The sequence below is a fragment of the Rossellomorea sp. ABR4_004 genome (assembly GCF_056159585.1).
The window spans coordinates 61,796-84,753 of sequence record NZ_JBSWVM010000004.1; the positions used below are offsets into that span (position 1 = coordinate 61,796).

19 protein-coding genes are annotated in these 22,958 nt (G+C 43.4%); 2 read left to right on the top strand and 17 right to left on the bottom strand.

What is annotated here, in order from left to right; translation table 11 throughout:
* Nucleotides 1-210: 210 nt before the first annotated feature.
* Together ACXAF2_RS20395 and ACXAF2_RS20400 are read right to left on the bottom strand one after the other, a co-directional pair.
* On the bottom strand, nt 211-375 hold the full coding sequence (locus ACXAF2_RS20395) for a hypothetical protein (protein WP_187443184.1): 165 nt from the start codon (nt 373-375) through the stop codon (nt 211-213).
* Nucleotides 341-769 (bottom strand): DUF4257 domain-containing protein, encoded by a 429-nt coding sequence (locus ACXAF2_RS20400; RefSeq protein ID WP_148967220.1) that lies wholly within the window; start codon nt 767-769, stop codon nt 341-343. The genes ACXAF2_RS20395 and ACXAF2_RS20400 overlap by 35 nt, the downstream gene beginning before the upstream one ends.
* Nucleotides 770-870: 101 nt before the next feature.
* Here ACXAF2_RS20400 and ACXAF2_RS20405 point away from each other — a divergent pair, with 101 nt between their 5' ends.
* Nucleotides 871-1,026, top strand: coding sequence for a hypothetical protein (locus ACXAF2_RS20405; protein ID WP_475141405.1), 156 nt, complete (start codon nt 871-873; stop codon nt 1,024-1,026).
* A 231-nt stretch (nt 1,027-1,257) separates the two neighbouring features.
* Here ACXAF2_RS20405 and gatB read toward each other — a convergent pair whose 3' ends face one another.
* Genes gatB through gatC form a run of 3 tightly spaced genes read right to left on the bottom strand, consistent with a single transcriptional unit; the run spans nt 1,258 to nt 4,464 of the window.
* The gene (gene gatB, locus ACXAF2_RS20410) at nt 1,258-2,688 is read right to left on the bottom strand and encodes an Asp-tRNA(Asn)/Glu-tRNA(Gln) amidotransferase subunit GatB (protein ID WP_475141407.1); all 1,431 of its coding nucleotides are present in this window, start codon (nt 2,686-2,688) and stop codon (nt 1,258-1,260) included.
* Between the two features lie 12 nt (nt 2,689-2,700).
* Entirely contained in the window at nt 2,701-4,161 is a 1,461-nt protein-coding gene (gatA, locus tag ACXAF2_RS20415) for an Asp-tRNA(Asn)/Glu-tRNA(Gln) amidotransferase subunit GatA (RefSeq protein WP_148967218.1), read from the bottom strand.
* 12 nt (nt 4,162-4,173) lie between these two features.
* Nucleotides 4,174-4,464, bottom strand: coding sequence for an Asp-tRNA(Asn)/Glu-tRNA(Gln) amidotransferase subunit GatC (gene gatC / locus ACXAF2_RS20420; protein ID WP_475141409.1), 291 nt, complete (start codon nt 4,462-4,464; stop codon nt 4,174-4,176).
* Between the two features lie 290 nt (nt 4,465-4,754).
* Between gatC and ACXAF2_RS20425 the strand changes: the two genes are divergently transcribed.
* The gene (locus ACXAF2_RS20425; RefSeq protein WP_475141411.1) at nt 4,755-5,822 is read left to right on the top strand and encodes an AbrB family transcriptional regulator; all 1,068 of its coding nucleotides are present in this window, start codon (nt 4,755-4,757) and stop codon (nt 5,820-5,822) included.
* On the opposite strand, the gene ACXAF2_RS20430 is transcribed toward ACXAF2_RS20425, so the two are convergent.
* The 12 genes from ACXAF2_RS20430 to ACXAF2_RS20485 all read right to left on the bottom strand — a co-directional run bounded on the left by ACXAF2_RS20430 (nt 5,819) and on the right by ACXAF2_RS20485 (nt 22,948).
* Nucleotides 5,819-6,268: a YueI family protein gene (locus ACXAF2_RS20430; protein WP_430315737.1), complete on the bottom strand. Its 450-nt coding sequence runs from the start codon at nt 6,266-6,268 to the stop codon at nt 5,819-5,821. The genes ACXAF2_RS20425 and ACXAF2_RS20430 overlap by 4 nt on opposite strands.
* A 151-nt stretch (nt 6,269-6,419) precedes the next feature.
* Complete coding sequence (gene argF / locus ACXAF2_RS20435) at nt 6,420-7,370, bottom strand: ornithine carbamoyltransferase (RefSeq protein ID WP_475141506.1); 951 nt, start codon at nt 7,368-7,370, stop codon at nt 6,420-6,422.
* Nucleotides 7,370-10,447, bottom strand: a complete 3,078-nt coding sequence (locus ACXAF2_RS20440) for a carbamoyl phosphate synthase large subunit (RefSeq protein ID WP_475141412.1) — start codon at nt 10,445-10,447, stop codon at nt 7,370-7,372. Before ACXAF2_RS20440 ends, argF begins: the two co-directional genes overlap by 1 nt.
* Complete coding sequence (locus ACXAF2_RS20445) at nt 10,440-11,504, bottom strand: carbamoyl phosphate synthase small subunit (protein ID WP_475141414.1); 1,065 nt, start codon at nt 11,502-11,504, stop codon at nt 10,440-10,442. Before ACXAF2_RS20445 ends, ACXAF2_RS20440 begins: the two co-directional genes overlap by 8 nt.
* Nucleotides 11,505-11,576: 72 nt before the next feature.
* Complete coding sequence (locus tag ACXAF2_RS20450) at nt 11,577-12,737, bottom strand: acetylornithine transaminase (protein ID WP_475141416.1); 1,161 nt, start codon at nt 12,735-12,737, stop codon at nt 11,577-11,579.
* The gene (argB, locus tag ACXAF2_RS20455) at nt 12,734-13,543 is read right to left on the bottom strand and encodes an acetylglutamate kinase (protein WP_475141418.1); all 810 of its coding nucleotides are present in this window, start codon (nt 13,541-13,543) and stop codon (nt 12,734-12,736) included. The genes ACXAF2_RS20450 and argB overlap by 4 nt, the downstream gene beginning before the upstream one ends.
* A complete protein-coding gene (gene argJ, locus ACXAF2_RS20460) occupies nt 13,506-14,735 on the bottom strand; it encodes a bifunctional ornithine acetyltransferase/N-acetylglutamate synthase (RefSeq protein WP_475141420.1) in 1,230 nt (409 codons plus the stop codon). Before argJ ends, argB begins: the two co-directional genes overlap by 38 nt.
* A gap of 14 nt (nt 14,736-14,749) precedes the next feature.
* Complete coding sequence (gene argC, locus ACXAF2_RS20465; protein ID WP_475141422.1) at nt 14,750-15,784, bottom strand: N-acetyl-gamma-glutamyl-phosphate reductase; 1,035 nt, start codon at nt 15,782-15,784, stop codon at nt 14,750-14,752.
* A gap of 222 nt (nt 15,785-16,006) precedes the next feature.
* Nucleotides 16,007-17,287 (bottom strand): isocitrate lyase, encoded by a 1,281-nt coding sequence (gene aceA / locus ACXAF2_RS20470; protein WP_475141423.1) that lies wholly within the window; start codon nt 17,285-17,287, stop codon nt 16,007-16,009.
* 198 nt (nt 17,288-17,485) lie between these two features.
* Nucleotides 17,486-19,078 (bottom strand): malate synthase A, encoded by a 1,593-nt coding sequence (gene aceB, locus ACXAF2_RS20475; protein WP_475141425.1) that lies wholly within the window; start codon nt 19,076-19,078, stop codon nt 17,486-17,488.
* A 264-nt stretch (nt 19,079-19,342) separates the two neighbouring features.
* On the bottom strand, nt 19,343-20,851 hold the full coding sequence (putP, locus tag ACXAF2_RS20480; protein WP_475141427.1) for a sodium/proline symporter PutP: 1,509 nt from the start codon (nt 20,849-20,851) through the stop codon (nt 19,343-19,345).
* A 945-nt stretch (nt 20,852-21,796) separates the two neighbouring features.
* Nucleotides 21,797-22,948, bottom strand: coding sequence for a CamS family sex pheromone protein (locus ACXAF2_RS20485; RefSeq protein WP_475141429.1), 1,152 nt, complete (start codon nt 22,946-22,948; stop codon nt 21,797-21,799).
* Nucleotides 22,949-22,958 lie beyond the last annotated feature (10 nt).

Here is a 22,958-nt window from a genome sequence, read left to right on the forward strand (position 1 = left end):
TTATCCTTTAATCTAAAAAAAGGAATAGCATATCGCTACTCCTGGACTATTATTTTTCCAGAGGGGGATGGAAATAACTAAGTATGCGAAGAGAAGTATCTTTCATACATCTTTCCTTTACAGAAAAAAAGCTGACTCAATTGTCAGTTTCATCCTCACATTCTTTGGATAAATTAAATAGGTATAGGACTACTCTTCAATTGACCCATCTTAGACATCTTGTGATTTCTCAATTATTTTTGCCACTTTATTATAGTAGTAGTTCAGCTCGACTAGGCTATCTGCCTCCTTCAGTCTTTTTAGATACTGATTTGCTTTTTCATAGTCTTCTGGTGGCAGTTCAACCTTGATTCTTTTTTTCTTCCACTTCGCCAACAGGTTTCACCTCATTATGGTTTGGAGATCCTCCCTTAGAGGTCGGTTCGAGCTGATAATGAGATAGCTCTTGGATATAAGACGCTTTGGTACTTGCTAAATTTTGTTCGATTTTTCGTGTGATGACGGAACTTCCCCCGATACCTGATAATAAACTAATATAGATGACATACCAGATCGGGACCGTTTCAACAACCGGTAATACTGACAGATACCCTGCTAGAATGCCTATGATAATATCCTTTGTTGAGCCAAAAAGATAGTGCTTCTCACCTTGGTCATCGATAAATTTTCGCGGAAAAGTGAAATGACCATTTTTGAAAACCAGAATATGTCCTAAGCCTCCAATACCACCCATTAACATTGGCAACAAGATCACTTCGAATAAGGACATTCTATCCACCCTCTGGAATCATTTACTATTATTATACATTATTTACAGAAAATTCAGAATAGATATTTGGACGCAATTTTGTCCATTAAAGGAGTGCCAAAATGAGAAAAATTGTGATGAAAGTCTCGTCAGTCGACAAACTTCGATTCCAAAACTATATGATGCAGCTAAAGAGAGCTGAATCAAAAGTCGAAGCGGATACGTATTACCGCCTGGCTAAACAGATATTGGAGAAAGCAAAGAAGAAACAAATATAACACTCAGGAGCGAGTACTCCCCCTAGAAAAAGAACGAATGAGTGTAAAAACCTCCATCTTTCCATTTCCAACATCGCGTTATCATACAACAACAACTCATAAGAACCATAGTTCCCGGGATAACTTGAATCAAAAAGAGGGACGGACCTTGAATTTATTTCAAGGTCCGTCCCTCTTCCATATAAACATAACCCCTGGGAATATAAGGTCCCAGGGGTTATGCTTATTTTATTAACGTTTTTGGATTTCTTGAAGCAACAGCTTGTTAACAAGCGGCGGGTTGGCCTGTCCTTTTGTTGCTTTCATGATTTGACCAACGAGGAAGCCGATGGCGCGGTCTTTCCCGTTTTTGTAATCTTCGATGGATTGTGGATTGGCATCCAGTGTCTCCGTCACGATCTTGAGTAAGGCACCTTCGTCAGAAATTTGAACAAGACCCTTATCTTTTACGATTTGTTCCGGATCTCCACCGTTTTCCACTAGTTCTTTGAACACTTTCTTCGCAATCTTGGAAGAAATCGTTCCTTTTTCGATTAACTCGATCATGCCTGCCAGTCCTTGAGGAGTCAATTTAACATCTTCAAGTTCTTTTTGCCCTGCATTTAAGTAAGCTGAAACTTCTCCCATCAGCCAGTTGGACGCAAGCTTCGCATCCGCTCCAGCCTCAACGGTTTCCTGGAAGAAATCAGACATTTCTTTCGTTAATGTCAGAACCATGGCATCGTACGCAGGTAAGCCTAGATCTTCTACATAGCGCTTTTTACGCTCATCCGGAAGCTCAGGAATCTCTGCACGGATGCGGTCCATCCACTCTTGATCGATGTGAAGATGTAATAAATCAGGTTCAGGGAAATAACGGTAATCATCCGATCCCTCTTTTACACGCATGAGAATCGTTTTACCTGTTGATTCATCGAAACGAAGCGTTTCCTGTTGGATCAAGCCTCCTGATAAAAGAACCTTTTCCTGACGGACGATTTCATACTCCAATCCTTTTTTAACAAAATTAAAGGAGTTCAGGTTTTTAAGTTCAGCTTTCGTTCCGAACTTCTCCTGGCCGATTGGGCGGAGGGAAATGTTGGCGTCACAACGAAGCGACCCTTCTTCCATCTTACAATCGGAAACCCCCGTATATTGAATGATGGATTTCAGTTTCTCAAGATATGCATACGCTTCTTCCGGTGTGCGAATGTCCGGCTCAGATACAATTTCAATAAGAGGAGTACCTTGGCGGTTATAGTCGACAAGGGAATAACCGTCGCCTGAGTGCGTCAGCTTTCCAGCATCCTCTTCCAGGTGAAGACGAGTGATTCCGATGCGTTTCTTCTCACCGTTCACTTCAATTTCGATCCAGCCGTTTTCACCGATCGGCTTGTCAAATTGGGAAATCTGGTACGCTTTCGGGTTATCCGGATAGAAATAGTTTTTACGGTCAAACTTCGTATCCGTTGCGATTTCACAGTTCAATGCGATCGCTGCTTTCATACCGAACTCAATGGCACGCTTGTTTACCACTGGAAGTACACCAGGATACCCAAGGTCGATTACGTTCGTATTTGTGTTTGGCTCTGCTCCGAAGTGGTTCGGTGCCGGAGAAAACATCTTACTGTCCGTTTTTAATTCTACGTGGACCTCTAGTCCGATTACTGGTTCAAAGTTCATTGATTTCACCCCTTACAGTTGTGGTCTTTTTGTATGGAAATCTGTAGCTTGCTCATACGCATGCGCTACGCGATAAATCGTGCTTTCGTCAAAATGCTTCCCGATGATTTGCAATCCAAGCGGCAATCCTGTTGAAGAGAATCCACAAGGTACAGAGATTCCCGGTACACCTGCAAGGTTTACTGGAATCGTTAAAATATCGTTTGCATACATCGTTAATGGATCATCAATTTTCTCTCCAATTTTGAAAGCAGGAGTTGGTGTTGTTGGTCCAATAATGACATCATATTTCGCAAATACATCTTCAAAGTCTTTCTTGATCAGTGTACGGGCCTGCTGTGCTTTTTTGTAATAAGCATCATAGTATCCAGAACTTAATGCAAACGTTCCAAGCATAATACGACGCTTCACTTCGTCCCCGAATCCTTCTGCACGGGTTTTCTTGTAAAGATCAAGAAGGTTCTCTGCGTTCGGAGTGCGGTAACCGTAACGGACACCATCGAAACGTGCAAGGTTGGCAGATGCTTCCGACGATGCTAATAGGTAGTACGTTGAAACACCAAATTTAGAATGAGGAAGAGAAACTTCTTCCCATGTAGCTCCCATGCCTTCCAACACTTTCAATGAAGCAAGCACTGCTTGACGTGCTTCCTCACCGACACCTTCACCTAAATATTCTTTTGGCACAGCAATCTTTAAGCCTTTCACATCACCTGTCAGAGCTGCCGCGTAGTTCGGAACCTCAACATTCGCTGAAGTAGAATCATTCGGATCAAGACCAGCGATCGCTTGCAGTAAGTATGCATTATCTTCTACGTTACGAGTGATCGGTCCGATTTGATCGAGTGAAGAAGCGAATGCTACAAGACCGAAACGGGATACCCGTCCGTACGTAGGTTTTAAACCGACAGTACCTGTGAATGCTGCCGGCTGGCGAATCGATCCGCCTGTATCTGAGCCAAGTGAGAAAGGTACTTCTCCAGCTGCAACGGATGCTGCTGAACCACCTGAAGATCCGCCAGGAACCGTTTCCAGATTCCATGGATTGCTCGTCTTCTGGAAACCGGAGTTCTCAGTGGATGAACCCATCGCGAACTCATCCATATTCAGTTTTCCGATCGTAATCGTATCGGCACTATGTAATTTATTGATGACCGTGGCATCATAAATCGGATTGAAGTTTTCAAGGATTTTACTGGCACATGTAGTACGGAGTCCTTTTGTGACGATATTATCTTTAATCCCGATCGGCATTCCGAAAAGAAGACCCTTACTTTCGTCTGTACCAAGCTTTGCATCCATTTCTTTCGCTTTATTGCGGGCATTTTCTTCATCTAATGTCAAAAATGCTTTTACTTTATCTTCGACGGCATCAATACGTTTGTATGATTCGTCCACTAGATCTGTGACAGATACTTCTTTCTTATGTAAAAGCTCATGAAGCTCTGATAATTTATGGTCAAATAATGACATGAGGTCCCCTCCTTAGTCCAAGATCGATGGAACGCGTACTTGTCCATCATGTTTGTCTGGTGCGTTCTTTAATACTTCTTCACGTGGCAGTCCTTCAACAGGCTTATCTTCACGCATAACGTTCTTCATATCCAACACATGACTCGTCGCTTCCACATTTGAAGTATCCAATTCATTCAGCTGCTCGGCAAACCCGATGATCGCATCTAATTGAGTTGTAAACTTTTTCGCTTCATCCTCTGTGATGGCTAGTCGTGCAAGGTGGGCAACATGCTTTACTTGCTCTTCAGAAATTCTAGTCATCTTCTTCACCTCCGTATATGTTCGAACACTCACAATACTATTGATAATACCAAAATTCGCTTCATTAAAGCAACTATGATAAGAGATAACGATTGTTAGGAGCATGGCTGATTCTTGTCCATACCTCCATTCATTCTACCACGAATCGGGGATAGGATGTGCCATTTTGTGAGGGACGGACCTTGGGTGGGGGATCACGCGGTGAAATGATCGTTAACGCATTCCATTTGCTTCCTCCCCTCCAATTGATTACCTTTAAATAGAGTACTTAAAATGAGAGGATTTTTAGAATGCATCCTATTTTATTAGCCTTTGTCGTTGGAATTGCGGGCGGCGGGGTATTTACACTTCTACACCTCCCCCTGTCCTGGCTTCTCGGTTCTATGACTTCAGTCTTCTTCATCAATAAATGGACGAAGCTCGATTTAGCATGGCCCTCTTATTTCAGAGATCTTGGATTAATCATAGTGGGCTATGCCATTGGCCAAACCTTCAGTCAGGAAACCATGATTGAAATCTTCACTCAGCTTCCTTCCATGCTGACGATGACGATTGCCATCATTGTCTTCAGTATGGTACTTGCTTATATTACGTCTAAAATGACGGGGGTCGGTCTTTCCTCAACCATTACAGGAAGTATACCGGGAGGACTTTCGCAGATGGTGGCCCTTGGAGAAGAAATGAAGAATATAGACTTAACGGTTGTGACAGTCCTGCAGGTGATCCGTTTATTATCGGTCATCTTCATTGTACCGTTTCTGGTGTTCAGCCCCCTTTTAACAGGAGGTGGTGGATCCAGTTCAGGGAATGCTTCACTACCATTCGAAGTACCCTCATTCCAATGGGTCTTCATCTTATTCTTCATCATTGCCATTCTATCAGGGATTGTGGCTAAAAGAACCGATTTACCCACCCCTGCAATGCTGGGACCGATTTTAGTCATTGGCGGCTTCATGGTGGCTGGGTTTTCTGTACCCCCAATGCCCGATCCGTTCATCATTCTTGCTCAATTATCCCTCGGGATCTACTTTAGTTTCATGATGAATTTCTCTTCATCTAAAGAGTTGTCCAAGTTCATCCTTTGGTCTTTGTTTACTTCCGTCTGCCTGCTATTATGCTGCGCGGGCCTTAGCTTTATATTAAGTCGCTGGCATGACATGACATTTCTTACTGCCTTTATTAGCTTGGCTCCGGGGGGAATGGCTGAAATGGCCTTAGTGGGACAAGCCGTCAACGCGAATCTTTCCATCATTACCGGATATCACTTATTTCGGATATTGTTTATTCTATTTATCATCCCAGCGATTTTGAAAGGGCTGTTCAAACTCTCATTTTTCAAAAAAGGCACACAGTATTAAAAAAGCTTCTTTTTAATCGATGAAAAAAGGCTTTTCTTTGGCTTTTGTTTCGTTTCGGCTTCAGAGTTCTTTTCATTTTTTTTCTTCACATAGATTTCCTCTTTATCAATGGCATGATCATAAGCGAGGACTAGACCAATATCGGTTTCGATCTCCTTATTTGTCACCATTGAAAACGAGACATGATACGTATCAGCGAGCTTGATGTATTTAGATAAGAAGGAGTAGCTCATATTACCATTTAATAAAAGCTTCGCCTCAGGGTGCTTCTTCAGGGATTCCTGAACTTCCTTGTATACTCCCTTTTCCCTTACCTGACTCTGAGTCAGGGCAATGACGATTCGTTCCCGCAGGCTCCCTAAAAACTTTCTTCTTTCATCAGGCTTCGTTTGCTTCTGGCCATATATTCCATTATCCAGGTAATCATCAATCGTTGGTTTACTCAAAACCACAAGCACCTCCAAAACGGTCTAATTACAGTTTCTCCTACACTATATGTTTACATGTGTTTGTTTGGTTCAGTCTTATTTTCTCTTATGGAAATGCTTTCAGGCAACAAAAAGGTCCGCCTCCATCCAGAAGCGGACCTTTTTAACTTCATACAAACAGTGATTGCAATATAGCCTTCTGTACATGTAGTCGATTTTCCGCTTGCTGAAATACGGCAGAACATGGTCCGTCAATAACAGCCGCTGTCACCTCTTCTTCACGATGCGCCGGAAGACAATGGAGAAATTTCACTTGGGGTGCAGCATGCTGTAGCAGCTGTTCATTCACTTGATAAGGCTTGAAGTCTTGAAGGCGATTGATTGCTTCTTCCTCCTGCCCCATACTTGCCCATACATCGGTGTATACGATATCCGCGTTCTTAACCGCTTCAACCGGATCGTAAGAGAGTGTAAAGCTTCCGCCGTTCATTTCGGCAAGCTCAACTGTCTTTCCGATAATTTCGTTAACGGGTTCATATCCTTCAGGACAAGAAACGACGACATCCATTCCAAGCTTCGCACATAGAATCATAAAGGAGTGTGCCACATTATTCCCGTCCCCTATATACACAACCTTCAATCCTTTTAGCGTTCCCGCAAGCTCCAAGATCGTGAGTACATCGGCCAATGCCTGACAAGGATGGTACGTATCGCAAAGTCCGTTGATGACTGGGACATTCGCGTACTGGGCAAGTTCCATAACCTTCTCAGTTTCAAACGTACGGATCATAATTCCATCCACATAAGATGAAAGGACCCGTGCCGTATCTGCGATCGACTCTCCTCTACCCAGTTGTATATCACGTGCATTCAGGTAGATGGCATGACCTCCCATCTGGAGCATACCCGCTTCAAAAGAGACACGGGTTCTTGTGGACGACTTTTCAAAAATCATCCCAAGTGTCTTTCCTTCCAACACCTTTGAATAGGGATTTTTCTTCAAGTACTGAGCAAGTGATAAGAGCTCATGTACTTCTTCCGTTGAGTAATCCAACCACGTGACAAGATCTCTCCCTTTCAAGGAAACCTTTACCGGCGACGTCGAAACACTTGAATTCATCATACTCTGCTCACTCCCTGTATGGATTTTGATTGTGGCAATGGAATGGGGGTCACTTTATTCACTTTCATACTTCGAATAAAAGCCAACAGGGTCTCTGCTTCTGTTAACACGGTGATCCCTGCTTCTAAAGCAGCAATTCTCCTCTTCTTCATTTCATCCGTTTCTTCATGACTGAAATATACAGAGGCATCGCTTGTTTCAATCCAGTCACTAAACGACGTTTCCGTAGAAGTCTGATACTGTTTTAATTCTTTCTGGTCACTATCGATATAAACCGTCCCACCAGTTTCTACAGCCTCATGCAAGCCTTCAAATACTTTATAAAGGGCTTCTTCAACCGTATTACCAAGACATAATCCTTCTCCCGTTGATTTCATATTTGCCCCGAGTGTTTGATCGATTTCCGGCAGGGCATGTGATGAAAATACAGGATACTTCACTCCAACAACGTCTATTTCTGAAGGAGGGTTAAAGGCGTCTATCTTCAACGTCTCATTGCACATGATGTCTGTGGCCATATCGATTAATGAGTAACCAAGGACCTTGCTGACCACCGAAACCGTCCGGCTTGCTCTCGGGTTCACTTCCAACATGAATACTTCATCATCCTGCAGCAAAAATTGAATATTCATGATCCCTTTGTAATGTAGGGAAGACACAATTTTCCCTGCGTATCCTTCAATCGTTCTCTTGATGTCATCTGACAGGGATTCCGAAGGGAAAATAGACATGCTGTCCCCTGAATGGACGCCTGCCCGTTCAATATGCTCCATGACTCCGGGAACATACACTCCATCCCCGTCACCCACCAAGTCAACTTCGATTTCCTGACCTTCTTTGAATTCATCCATTAAAATAGGAAAGTATCCTGTATCCGCTCCGTGTACGAACCTCTGCAGCTCGGTTTGTGTCGTTACTTTCACCATCCCTTTCCCTCCAATCACATAGGATGGACGGCAAAGAAGTGGAAAGGTTAAATGCTGTGCCACTTGTAAAGCTTCCTCCTTACTGTGGCACATTTCCCCCTTCACACGAGGGATCTCCAATTCATCCAGCAGTTGATAAAAACGTTCACGATCCTCTACACGGTCAATGGTATCTGAAGATGTCCCAAATAATTGGATGCCCCTCTTCTCTAAAAAAGAAGCCAGGTTCAATGCCGTTTGTCCGCCGAATTGAACGAGTACGCTATCGACTCTCTCGTGCTGGATAATGGAAAGGACCGATTCTTCCGTAATAGGTTCAAAATATAAACGATCTGCCGTCTCATAATCCGTGCTTACGGTTTCGGGGTTATTGTTCACCATGATGGTCGTGTATCCATGCTCTTTCAATCGTTGGATCGCCTTAACGGCACTGTAGTCGAACTCTACTCCCTGACCGATTCGAATCGGTCCCGCTCCAACAATCAATACCTTCTTCTTTCCTTGTAACGGTTGAATCTCATTGTCTCCATAATAAGTAGAGTAGGCATAATTCGTGATCGCTTCGAATTCACCTGCACATGTATCCACCATTTTAAAGGCAGGCACGATCCCTTTCTCCATCCTCATTTTTTCTATGGACGCTTCAGGTTTCCCCATTAATCCGGCAATGGTTTTATCCTCAAAACGCAATTGCTTTGCTTCTTTCAAAAGATCGGAAGTGAAGTCGGATGTTCTCAGCTTATTTTCCATCAATACTAAGTTACTCAAGATGGACAAAAACAGCTTATCGATTCCTGTCTTTTCATGAAGATCGTGAATCGAACAGCTCCTTCTCAACAACTCCATCAGTTCAAAAAAGCGGAGGTCTGTTGGCGTGCCAATCTTTTCTACCAGCTCTTCAAGTGATAAGCCAGCCAGTTCAGTCGTGACGTTCTCCAAGGACAGATCCAACGACTGAAGAGCTTTATGAAAAGCAGCCTCTAACGAACGCTCGATCGCCATCACTTCCCCCGTTGCTTTCATCTTCGTTCCGAGCACCCGATTCGCCTCTGGAAATTTATCGAATGGCCATCTTGGAAATTTGACGACAACGTAATCAAGAGCCGGTTCAAAGCTTGCAAATGTGGTTCTTGTCAGAGGATTGATGATTTCGTTCAACGTATAGCCAACAGCAAGCTTAACCGCTATTTTGGCGATGGGATAGCCTGTCGCCTTCGATGCCAAAGCAGAAGACCGGCTCACCCTTGGGTTCACTTCAATCACATAGTATCGGTTACTGTTAGGGTCTAAAGCAAATTGTATATTGCATCCTCCCACCACTTCTAACGCACTGATAATATCAAACGCCGCTGTACGGAGCATATGAAACTCCTGATCTGTCAGGGTTTGGGACGGCGCAACCACGATGGAGTCACCCGTATGGACACCAACTGGATCGAAATTTTCCATATTGCAGACGGATATACAATTTCCTTTCGAATCTCTCATGACTTCATACTCAATCTCTTTGAACCCGGCGATGCTTTTTTCCACCAGCACTTGATGAATCGGGCTCGCCTTTAATCCGGTTTGAACGAGTTTACTATATTCCTCCCTGGTAGAAGCGATACCGCCGCCTCTTCCCCCCAATGTATAAGCCGGGCGCACAATGATCGGGAAGGAAATCTTTTCAGAAAAAAGGATAGCCCCTTGAAGATCGTGTACGATAGCACTTTCTGCCGTTGGATGTCCCAATGTGTGCATCAAGGTTCGAAATTTCTCTCTGTCTTCCCCTTTTTGAATCGAATCTACAGAGGTCCCAAGCAGTGTTACTCCATATTTCTCAAGAACCCCTCTTTCATCCAGCTCTACTGCAAGATTCAGAGCGGTTTGACCTCCAAGATTTGCGACTAATCCGTCGGGACGTTCATTAGCGATAATCGCAGTTAATGTTTTGACCGTTAAGGGCTCGCAGTACACTTTATCTGCGTAGGTCGTATCTGTCATGATCGTCGCCGGGTTATGGTTCACGAGAATCACTTCATACCCTTCATCCTTCAGGGCAAGGCACCCTTGTGTACCTGAGTAATCAAACTCTGCCGCTTGCCCGATGATGATAGGGCCTGATCCGATGATGAGGATTTTCTGAATACTGGAATCTTTAGGCATACATCTTCTCTCTCCCTGGTTGTTTAATCGTTTGATAGAATTGTTCGAATATCCACGAAGCATCCTCCGGACCCGGACGCGCTTCAGGGTGAAATTGAACTGAAAGGATAGGCTTGCTTATATGTTGAAGCCCTTCAAGGGAACCGTCATTGACGTTCATAAAACGCGGTTCCAACCCGGTTCCTGTTAAACTGGCCCCGTTCACGACGTAATTATGATTTTGTGATGTGATAAACACCTCTCCGGTTTGGTTGTCGATGACAGGATGATTCGCTCCTCTATGACCGAATAATAATCGTTCGGTATTCCCTCCGAGTGCCAGAGCGATTAATTGATGCCCTAAACAAATCCCGAGGGTGGGAATCTCCATGATTTTTTCTTTTAGCTTAGGTAAAAGACTCATCATTTCTTTCGGGTCTCCCGGACCGTTCGACAGCACCAATCCGTCAACATTCATCTGATCCAGAAGCTCAAGCTGATGATAGGGAATGACGGTAACAAAACAATCCATCTTTACCAGACTGGATACAATCGATTTCTTCACACCGAAATCGACGACGGCTATATGCTTATTTCCACTACCCATCTTGCGGATCTGAGAAAGAGCTACCTTTTCGATTTGACCCGTGAGTTTCTCTTTTTCAGGAAGTGATTCAGTATAGGATATACACGCATTTTGAGTTCCAACATCTCGGATCGCCTTCACTACCTGCCTCGTATCCACACCTGTCATGAATGGAATCTTCCACTTTTTGAGATAGTCTTCAAGGGAAGAAGAGGCATGATAATGGGAATACAGCACCGGTGATTGGAGCATGATGACTCCTTTCACCTGCGGCTGTGAGCTCTCGAAGTCATCTTCGTTCACGCCATATTGACCGATGAGCGGATAGGTGAAAACAACGATTTGATCTTTGTAGGAAGGATCGGTCAGCACTTCCTGGTATCCCGTCATCCCCGTGAAAAACACAATCTCACCCTGAACGGGATCTTCTTCCTCCATTGTGACTTCACCTATAAAGGTCTTTCCGTTTTCTAAACATAAGTAACCTGTCATGAGATCGCCTCCTACGATTGATTATTTATTTAAATTAAAGTATTTTTATACATTCATTCCTAAAAAAATAGATTAGTAGACACGGGCTGATTGATATTGTTTTAGCGTGTCTCCCAGTATGTGAAGTGCCTGATCGAGCTCGTCATAGGTGACCGTTAAAGGTGGTAATAGACGGATCACTTGAGAACCTGCCGGAAGAGTCAATAATCCATTGTTCCGCAGCTCATCAATGATTTCTTTTACTTCCACATCCAATTGGATGCCGATCATAAAGCCGATCCCTTTTACCTCTATTACGCTCCGGCATTCCTGTAGTTGATTCTTCAGCTTCTGCATAAAGTACTCAGATTTACTTTGCACTTCTTGCAGGAACACTTCATCGAAAATCGTTACAAGAGTCGATTTCACTGCTGCCATCGCTAATGGATTACCTCCGAATGTCGACCCGTGAGTTCCTGGCAAAAAGGAGGAAACAAGATCTTTTTTACCCATCATCGCACCTACGGGAAAACCACTTCCCAGTCCTTTAGCCGTCGTGACGATATCCGGTTGAAGGGAATAATGTTGATACGCAAATGGAACTCCGGTACGACCGATCCCTGTTTGAACTTCATCGACAATGAGTAAAGCATCCATCTCCTTGCACAACGTTTCTACTGCCTGTAAAAAGGAAAGAGTACCAGGGTTAACCCCTCCCTCCCCTTGAATCACTTCCACCATGATGGCCGCAACGTCATTTCTATCCACGTTCGAAAGAGCCTGTTCATCGTTATAAGGAAGATAGTCAAAGGTTGGAACCAACGGACCGAAGCCGCTATGAATCTTTTCCTGCCCCGTTGCGCTCATGGTCGCAAAGGTCCGGCCATGAAATGATTGCTTGAAGGTCAGGATCGTCGTTTTGCCCGTATGCTTTTTGGCTAACTTAATCGCCGCTTCGTTCGCTTCAGCTCCACTGTTACAAAAGAAGACTGAGTCCAAGCCACTTGCGGAAGCAAGAAGTGAAGCTGCCTCTTCCTGCAGCGTAATCGGAAACAGGTTGGATACATGCCAAAGTCTATCCAACTGTTTTTCAAGAGCTTCTTTCACAACATAAGGAGAGTGACCTAAATTACAAACCGCTATACCTGAAATGAAATCCAAATAGGATTTCCCATTTTGATCTTGAACAACCGTGCCGTTTCCTGAAACCAATTCAATATCCAACCGATTATAAGTAGGAAATAAATGACTCATACTGCCTTGACCCCTCCTCCTTCTGTTATACGTGTGCCCAGCATCTCTCCGTCTTGAATGATCGTGTCCTGACACCCGACGATCATTACTTCTTTAATGTTAAGCTGCAGAACAGACAGGGCTGCCTGCACCTTCGGAATCATCCCGCCATGGATGATTCCGGTTTTTATATAATGAAGGATCTCTTCCTTTGTTACACGTGAAACAATTTCCCCTTCTTTTAAAATGCCGGGAACGTCTGTGACAAAGACCAGTCTCTCTACTTCTAAGGCTTCTGCTATCGCTGATGCAGCCAGGTCTGCATTCACATTCAGCTTTTCCCCATTGCTTGTAGTGGCAAGGGGAGCGATAACAGGCACGTAGTTCAGCGAAAGCAAATTATTTAACAGGGTAAGGTTAACCTCTTCAATCTTGCCAACATAACCTAGTGATCCTTCACCCAGGATGCTGGCCTTTAACAATTGGGCATCGTACCCGCTTAATCCGATTGCGTTTATCCCTGCCAGATTGAGTTGATGGGTTAACTCGCTATTCACCTTGCCCTTTAACACTTGTTCAACGACTCCAAACACCTTTTTGGTGGTTTTTCGATGGCCATTGATGAAAGTGGATTCAATGGCCAGTTTGTTCAGCATAGCCGTAATCTCAGGACCTCCTCCGTGAACAAGTACTACATGGTAGTGCTGCTGAAGATCTTTTATACTTTTATAGAAAAGGGTTGAGAGCTTAGAAAGGACACTTCCTCCCAGTTTGATTGCAATCACTGGCTTATGTTCGATAACTTGCATTGATTTTGACGTAATCATACGTAAGATCGCACCCCCAGGCTTTTCCTTTTCCTTCTCCACCTTGCAATCCGACAGATATAATCACCTGTTCAGCTTGCATATACTGACTAACACTCTCTTCATTGAATGGCTGTGGAGTACCATTCGAAAACACAAGTGTTTCTCCTATATGAATATCACATTGATGAGGCTCGATTTTCACCTCACTGTGTCCCATGGCACCCACGATCCTTCCCCAGTTTGGATCCCCGCCAAAGAGTGCCGTTTTGACTAAATTGGAACCGACGATTTTTTTCGCCAAAATATTGGCGTCTTGGTGGGACTGAGCACCTGTGACGTTCACCTCTACAAGTTTGGTTGCTCCTTCACCATCCCGGGCAATTTGTTTGGCCAGATCTTGACATACGTGAATTAATCCCACTTGAAAGTGATGCCAATCAGGATGGTTCTCATGTAATGTGTTGTGCTCTACCATCCCGTTTGCCATCGCAATGACCATATCATTCGTAGACGTTTCTCCATCTACAGTGATCTGATTAAAGGATTGATCGATCGCTGTTTTAAGTGCTTTTTGCAGGACGGTGGATGGAATCGCTGCATCCGTTGTAATGAAGCCGAGCATCGTCGCCATATTTGGATGAATCATGCCAGACCCTTTCGCACATCCTCCGATCGTGACCGTTTCTCCATCTATTTTTACTCCATAGCATGAAGTCTTTTCGATAAGATCCGTCGTTAGGATCGCCTGTTGAAAAGACTCTGCACCCTCCTCTGTCGAATCAACCTCGATTTCGTTACAGCCCCTTTCAATCTTCTCCATAGGAAGCCACTCACCAATGACTCCTGTCGAAGCAACGGCTACGTACTCTTCCGGGATTTGAAATCGTTTGGCCGTCCACTCCCTTGTTTGATATGCATCTTTTAATCCTTGTTCACCCGTACAGGCATTTGCGATCGCACTGTTCACCACAATCGCTTGCAGAGTGTGAGATTTCAAGATGCTTTCTTGTGTGACCTTTAAGGGAGCAGCCTGAAAGTGACTCTGCGTATAAACCGCTCCGACTTGTGCTGGCTTTTCACTGTATATGACCCCGAAGTCTTTCTTAGCGTATCGAAGACCGGTATGCATCCCCCCTGCCTTATACCCGAGAGGTGAAAGAATCGTTCCTCCCGCTATGTGTTGCACAGCCTTTTCTTTTACTAGTTTCATTGATTCTCCCCCTCTTATGGATAAATTGGATAGTGATGGAGTCCTGTCGTTTCGTCCACCCCCAGCATTATATTCATATTTTGAACCGCCTGGCCGGCAGCTCCTTTTAGCAAATTATCGATCACAGACACAATCGTTACCCTATTCGTCCGCGAATCCACTTTTATCGCGATATCGCAGAAATTCGTGCCGAACACTTCCTTTGTACTCGGGAACTGGCCAACAGGACGAATCCTGATGAAGGGATGCTTCTCGTAATAGTCCTGGTAGATGTTGTGCAACTGCGCAGTGGTGTATGTGCTTTTTAATTCTGTATACATCGTAGCCATAATCCCACGGGTCATGGGAATAAGGTGAGTCGAAAAGGTAATGGGTCCCGCTTCGCTGCTCCATTCCTTCAATTGTTGTTCGATTTCAGGTGTGTGCTGGTGTTGATGAACCTTATAGATTCGTAGATTTTCCTGAGTCTCTGAAAAGTGACTGGATTGAGTCGCTTTCCTCCCTGCTCCCGATAATCCCGTTTTGGCATCGATAATGATGGAATGGGGTTCTATAAACTCATGATGGAAAAGCGGAGCTAATCCTAGTAGGATTGCTGTCGGAAAGCAGCCTGGGTTCGCGATCAATTCCGCCTCTTGAATGGATTGTCGATTGCATTCTGTGAGACCATACACCGCTTTCTGTAAAACATCTGAAGATGCAGATTCTCCCTTGTACCACTCTTCATATTCTTGAGGATTCTTCAAACGCAAGTCTCCTGAAAGATCGATCACTTTCGCCTTTTCACCGAGGAGCTTCTGGGATAATTCCTTCGATACACCGGAAGGAACAGCCAAAAAAACGAAATCAAGCTGCTGCATTTCCTCGATATGAATAGGATTCACTACTTCATGTGACAGGTTAAAGAGGTGTGGATATTGATTTGCATAAGGTGTCCCTTCCAACGAAGATGAATACAAAATACAATTATCCACACTCGGATGATTCACCAGCAACCGGTGCAACTCCACTCCACCATAACCCGTACTACCAACAATACCAACATTCATAACTATTCACCACACAGATTAAATTTAAATTAGCTCTAATTATATGTATGTATATTAATAAAATCAATAGTATATTTATAAATATATTCTATAAAGTTAAACTATTCACAAATTTGCATCGATAGTACTACATTGCAAATCACCAAAAGAAAGGTCCGTCCCTCGGGGAATAGCAACCCCCGAGGGACGGACCTTCATTTATGTTTTATGCAATTGAATTTTTTAGAATTGAGCAGCCTCGGTTGAACCTTTAAGGGCTGTTGTAGAGGATGTTCCCCCTGAAATCACCATCGATACTTCGTCAAAGTAGCCAGTTCCTACTTCGCGCTGATGCCTCGTAGCTGAATAGCCATATTTCTCGCTGGCAAATTCCGCTTCTTGAAGTTGGGAATATGCAGCCATCCCACGCTCTTTGTACCCTCTCGCAAGCTCGAACATGCTATGGTTCAGGGCATGGAATCCTGCAAGCGTAACGAACTGGAACTTATAGCCCATTTTCCCAAGCTCCTTTTGGAACTTAGCGATCGTTTCATCGTCCAGCTTCTTCTTCCAGTTAAAGGATGGTGAGCAGTTATACGCCAATAATTTTCCTGGATGTTCAGCATGAATCGCCTCAGCAAATTGACGGGCTTCTTCAAGACTCGGTTCTGAAGTTTCACACCACACAAGATCTGCATAAGGAGCATAAGCCAAGCCTCTTGCAATCGCCTGATCCAAGCCCGCTCTTGTACGGAAGAACCCTTCAGGAGTGCGTTCCCCTGTAATGAACTGCGCATCGTAAGGATCAACATCGCTCGTAATTAGATCTGCGGCATTCGCATCTGTACGGGCTACTATTAATGTTGGTACACCCATTACATCTGCTGCCAGACGTGCTGAAATTAAATTCTTCACTGACGTTTGTGTCGGCAGTAATACTTTACCTCCCAAGTGTCCGCACTTCTTCTCAGAAGAAAGCTGATCTTCAAAATGGACGGCTGAAGCTCCCGCTTCGATCATACCCTTCATGAGTTCAAATACATTAAGCTGTCCTCCAAAGCCAGCTTCTGCATCGGCTACAATCGGGACAAACCAATCGATCGATTCATCACCTTCAACATAGTGAACCTGATCAGCACGCTGAAGAGCCTGGTTGATTCTTTTCACCACAGATGGTACAGAGTTCGCAGGGTACAGGCTTTGATCGGGATACATTTGCCCGGCAAGGTTAGCATCCGCCGCTACCTGCCATCCGCTTAAGTAGATCGCTTTCAAACCGGCTCTGACTTGTTGAACAGCCTGGTTTCCTGTCAAGGCACCAAGTGCATTGATATAATCTTCTTTGTGAAGCAGATTCCATAGCTTTTCAGAACCGTGTCGGGCAAGAGTATGCTCTATATCAATTGATCCTCTTAAACGGATGACATCTTCAGCTGAATAAGTTCGGGATACCCCTTTCCATCTTTGATCCATCTCCCAATTCTCTTGTAGTGCTTTTACGCGTTCGTTATTTGCTTTAACCATTGATAATCTCTCCCTTTTGTTTTTTTGGTTTGATTCTAATCATTAAGCGAAGTTCTTAGGTGAAGTTGTATTTATCTGATGTGCAGTTAGTTTGAGGTCCGTCCCTCTATTCACTGCAGTGATAATATTGAATAAAGTAATCAGGCTTGTGTATTCAACCTATTTTGCTTTGTTGATGCTTTTTGCAGGTCCGTCCCTCTAAAGGATTCGGTAGCCAGGGATGGTGAGGAAGTCTGTGAATTGTTCGTTCTGGATGAGTTGGTCGAATAGTTGGACGGCTTCTGAGAACCGGCGCTCTTTGTACAGTTGTTCTCCCAATTGGCTTTTGAGTTTGGTCAGTTCTTCTTGCTTCAGTTGTTCATAGAGATCGATGGTGATGTTTCGCCCGTCGTCAAGAATCCCTTTCGGATGACGGATCCATTGCCATAACTGAGCCCGGGAAATCTCAGCCGTTGCAACATCTTCCATTAAGTTGTGAATCGGTGCTGCTCCTTGGCCGCTCAACCAGGAAGAAATATATTGAATACCGACGTTAATGTTTAATCGTACACCTTCCTCAGTTATCGATCCTTGAGGAACTTCAAGAAGGTCCTGCTCAGTCACTTCCAAATCATCTAATGTTTTCTCTGCAATTTGGTTATCATGTTTCATTTCCTGATTGAAAACGTCCATGGCAACAGGGACGAGACCAGGATGAGCTACCCATGTGCCATCATGACCATCCCGCGCTTCTCTTTCTTTATCTGCCCTCACCTTGTTAAACGCTTCTTCGTTTTTAACAGCATCGTTTTTAACAGGGATCTGAGCTGCCATTCCTCCAATTGCTGGTGCACCTCTCCTGTGACAGGTCTTAATCGTGAGCAAAGAATACGATCTCATGAATGGTGCTGTCATCGTCACCGTTGAACGGTCAGGCAGGATCACATCTTCTTGTTCCCGAAGTTTTTTAATATAACTGAAAATATAATCCCATCTCCCACAGTTCAAACCTGCTGAATGCTCCCTTAGTTCATAAAGGATTTCATCCATTTCAAATGCCGCTGTGATGGTTTCAATCAGGACCGTTGCTTTGATCGTTCCTTGAGGAATCCCGATATATTCCTGGGCAAATATAAACACGTCATTCCAGAAGCGCGCTTCCTCGTGACTTTCTAATTTAGGTAAGTAGAAATAAGGGCCTTTGTTTGTTGAGGTTAAATGAGTTGCATTATGAAAAAAGAATAATCCAAAGTCGACAAGGCTTGCTGATATTGATTTCCCATCCAATTCGATATGTTTCTCTTCCAGATGTAATCCTCTTGGCCGAACAATTAATATGGCATGTTCTTTGTTTAATTCATAGCGTTTCCCATTTGGATTCGTGAAGTCTATTGTTTGATGTACTGCATCTCTGAGGTTGATTTGCCCTTCAATGAGGTTCGTCCATGTAGGTGAAGTGGCATCTTCAAAACATGCCATGAAACATTTTGCGCCCGAGTTCAATGCGTTGATGACCATCTTCCGGTCAACAGGTCCAGTGATCTCTACTCTTCTATCCTGTAAGGCTTGAGGAATGGGATTCACTTTCCATTCACTTTGTCGAATCGATTTTGTTTCAGGCAAGAAGCGAGGAAGTTCCCCTCCATTGATCCGTTCCTGCTGTTTCTCTCTGTTGTGTAACAGCTCTCTCCGTTTTGCTCCGAATCGGCGCTCCAGTTGTTCTAAAAACTGCAATGCTTTCTGGGTTAAAATTTCATCAAAGCCTGGCTGAAGTTCACCAGTTACCTTGATACCAACCATTTTTGTAGACATTGAACACCATCACTCCTTAGCAGTATTAAACAAATCACTATTGTTATAATACAGATTATTTAGCATGTTTGTATTATATAACAGAGTATTTTAATTTGGAACAACTTTCTGGTAATTTTCTTTCGACAAATTTCGCAACACTCTCAAAGAGGACATTCATCACAATTTCCCCTTTAATAAAAAAGAGGAAGCACAATAAAAAAAGAGGTCCGTCCCTCAGCCACTTTTAAGTGACGAGGGACGGACCTCTTATTGATATTGAAATTATTTTACGATGTCTTTGGCAACAGCTTCGTCGAATTCAGCTTGGATCTCAGCACTTGGTTGTGGTCCAACCTTACTGAAGATCACGATTGCCAGCATAGCAAGGAAGAATCCCGGAACAATTTCATACAGTTCGAATGGAATAACTCCAGCTGCAGTCAGCTGTTTCCAAACAACGACTGTTACAGCACCAGTGATCATACCAGCTAAAGCACCGTTTCGTGTCATGCCTTTCCAGTAAAGTGACAACAGGATGATTGGTCCGAATGCGGCACCGAATCCGCCCCAAGCGTAACTTACCAGATCTAGAATCTTCGTACCGCCGCCATTGGCAGGGTTACCTTGAATGGCAAGCATGATCGCGATGAATGCGATTAGAAGCACTCCGATACGACCTACCCATACAAGTTCGTTGTCAGAAGCATTCTTACGGATGATCGCTTTATAGAAATCCTCCGCTAATGCACTGGAAGAAACGAGTAACTGGGAATCAATCGTACTCATGATAGCAGAAAGAATCGCTGCTAACAGAATTCCGGATACCCATGGGTTAAATAGAACATCTGTAAAAAAGATGAATACTTTCTCAGAATTATCAACATCACCTGTGATTAATGGCATATCAGCGAAATAGGCGATACCTGAGAAACCGACCAGTACAGCACCAATCATTGATAACGTCATCCAGCTCATACCAATCCAACGTGCCTTTGGTACGTCTTTGGTGGATTTAAGTGCCATAAAACGGGTGATGATATGCGGCTGACCGAAGTAACCAAGGCCCCATGCAAGGAGTGAAATGACTCCCATAACCGTCATCGTGTTCATTGTGTCCAGATTCGCCGGGTCTACAGAACGAACAGCATCAACTGTAGCATTCCATCCACCCAACTCTGCGATCGCAACGATTGGTGTAATGATCAATGCAAGGAACATTAGAATACCTTGTACGAAGTCAGTCCAACTTACTGCTAAGAATCCTCCAAGGAATGTGTAAGAAATGATTACTGCTGCACCAATCCAAAGTGATTGATTGTAAGACATTCCGAACGTTTCCTGGAATAATAGTGCTCCGCCTACAAGACCTGAAGATGTGTAAAAGGTAAAGAATATCAAGATGATAACTGCTGAAATGACACGAAGGAGACGGGAACCATCTCTAAAACGATTTTCAAAGAAATCCGGAACCGTAATAGAATCGTTTGCAACCTCCGTGTAAGCGCGTAGTCTCGAAGCAACGAATCTCCAGTTTAAATAAGCACCAATTACTAACCCAATACTTAACCAGATCGACCCTAAACCAATTGCATAAGCAAGGCCAGGCAGTCCCAGTAATAACCATGAACTCATATCTGAAGCACCAGCACTTAATGCTGCTACCCCCGGTCCTAAACTACGTCCTCCAAGAACGTAATCCGATAAATTACTTGTTAATTTGTAAGAAATAATACCGATTGCGAGCATTCCAACTAAATATACGATAAATGTGACTAAAGTAGCTATATCCATTGTGTAGTTAGCATTCTCCTTTCAATAAATTTGTACTGCTTTTCGTTAGGTGCTTAATCTAACTTTTGAACCATGCTAAAAGACATGTCGAATTGTAAGTCCAACAGTTCTTTACCCCATGCATACGGGTTGTAAACTTATTCACTCAATAATGTTTGAAAAAGTTTATTCTGCGAAGCGACGTTCCGTAACAAGTTCACAACGTTATTAATACTAACATACATTCAAAAGGTTAACAGACAGAATTTTCTAAATACATTTACATGTATGAATAATTATTCACATAAAGTGCATATATTTTTATGAAAGCGCTTTTTTAGCTATATCTATTCATAAAAATTTATAAAATTAAGTTACTTTTTGTTCACAAATCTGATACGATTACAGTTATTTCACTAACGTTAGCATCATTATTTTGCAACAAATGATGCATTCATATACACGAAGAGAACTGTGGGAAATAGAAAAATTCCAGGGTGGCTTTTTGAAACCGGTTAATTGGCGCAGATACTCTGTAAAAGGAAAAAAAGCCTGAGTCACCCCAAGTCTTTTATCATTATAGTTTGTTCTCTAATGCCTTCACTCTCTTTTCTAATTTCTTGTTTTGTTCAAGAAGGATCATGACGATTGAGAAAGCCCCTCCGGCTAAAACAAATGCGATTATTTCCATCAGCCTTTTCCCCTTTCCTTATTTTATTTTATATATGGATTACGGATATCCGTCACGTTCGGTTTCATATTTTGTAAAAATCGTGAAGTACAAGACGAAGGATGGATCAGATTTATCAACCCTTATAAAAGATTTATCGACCGTCGTTTCAATATACCAACCTTATTTTCATTTTATCGACCGTTCTACAGGATCCGACTAATGTCTATGACACCTCTACAGTCCTATCCTTAACAAAAAAAGAACTAATCCATAAGATTAGTCCTTTTCCTCTTTTATTCATAAATGTGCAAATACGTCTCTTTACTTCCAGGCTTCTTCACGATCAGAGCTTCCGGTCCATAGGACGATGAGACGAGTAGTTCCACGTCCCAGGTGTCGGGTGTCTGCTTGCTGATCATGCCGGAAAGATGCTGGGCAAATCCGATGGTTTCAGCTTTTCCTTGAAAGGACAGGGCTACCTCGAATTTCATCTTGGACAGTTTCTGGTTTTGGTAAAGTGCTTGTCCCGTCAGACCCGTGTAAACAGGAAAGTATTTTTCGATATCCGTTTTCAGCTCGTTAAATACTTTGTAATCGTTTGGATGATTCTCCTGTGCTTCCGGAGAAGGGAATAAGTAGAAATCTTCATTGATTCCTTCCCAGTTTTGGATATTGCTTTCGTTTGCTTCAACAGTTGTATAAGCGAAGAAATGGCCAGGGACGACCTGTTCTTTTGGAGCCTGTTTATAAAGCGAGATCATGATCGGAACGTTTTGAAGTTCTTCTTTCTGACGAAGACGTTTGAGGACTTCGTCGGCAATTCTCGCTCCTTGTTCCTTTAAGACTTCATTGCTAATGTTTTTGACTGTTCTTGTTCCAGATGAGAGATTGGTTTCATACTGAACAGAATTCAACGACAGCGCGATTGCTACTCCACCCAGATGGACCTTGTTGTCTTCTTTTTTCATTAAGTAATTATGTTCAATCACATGTGCTAAGTAGATTGGTGCGTTCTCACCTTCCGTCTGGACAGGGTTAAGCCCCACATTCTCAGATTCTTGAAGTCCTTTTTCTTCCAGCTGTTCGCTTGTATATTTTCGTTGAAGCCAGCTATCAACGGTTTTCTTCGTGAGGAATTGACCCTCTTTGAAGAAGTATTCTTCCGTTGAGAAGCGATTTTGTGCTACCCTTAGCAAGCCCGTTTCGATTTCATTGATATCATATCTTGATCCTAAATCATTGACGACGACTCCACGGGTTTTACTCGTTTCATACGGAAGCATCGTCTTGTAGTATTCCTTGGATATCTGGAAGCTTGGAATGATCGCTTTTTTTGCTTCGCTATCTTGATTTTCCTGAACGACCTGATCCTGCTTTTCAAATGTCGGAGCACAGCCCCCTAGTAACAATAGTGCGGAGAGAGCGACCGAAATCCCTTTTTTCATTACTGGTTAC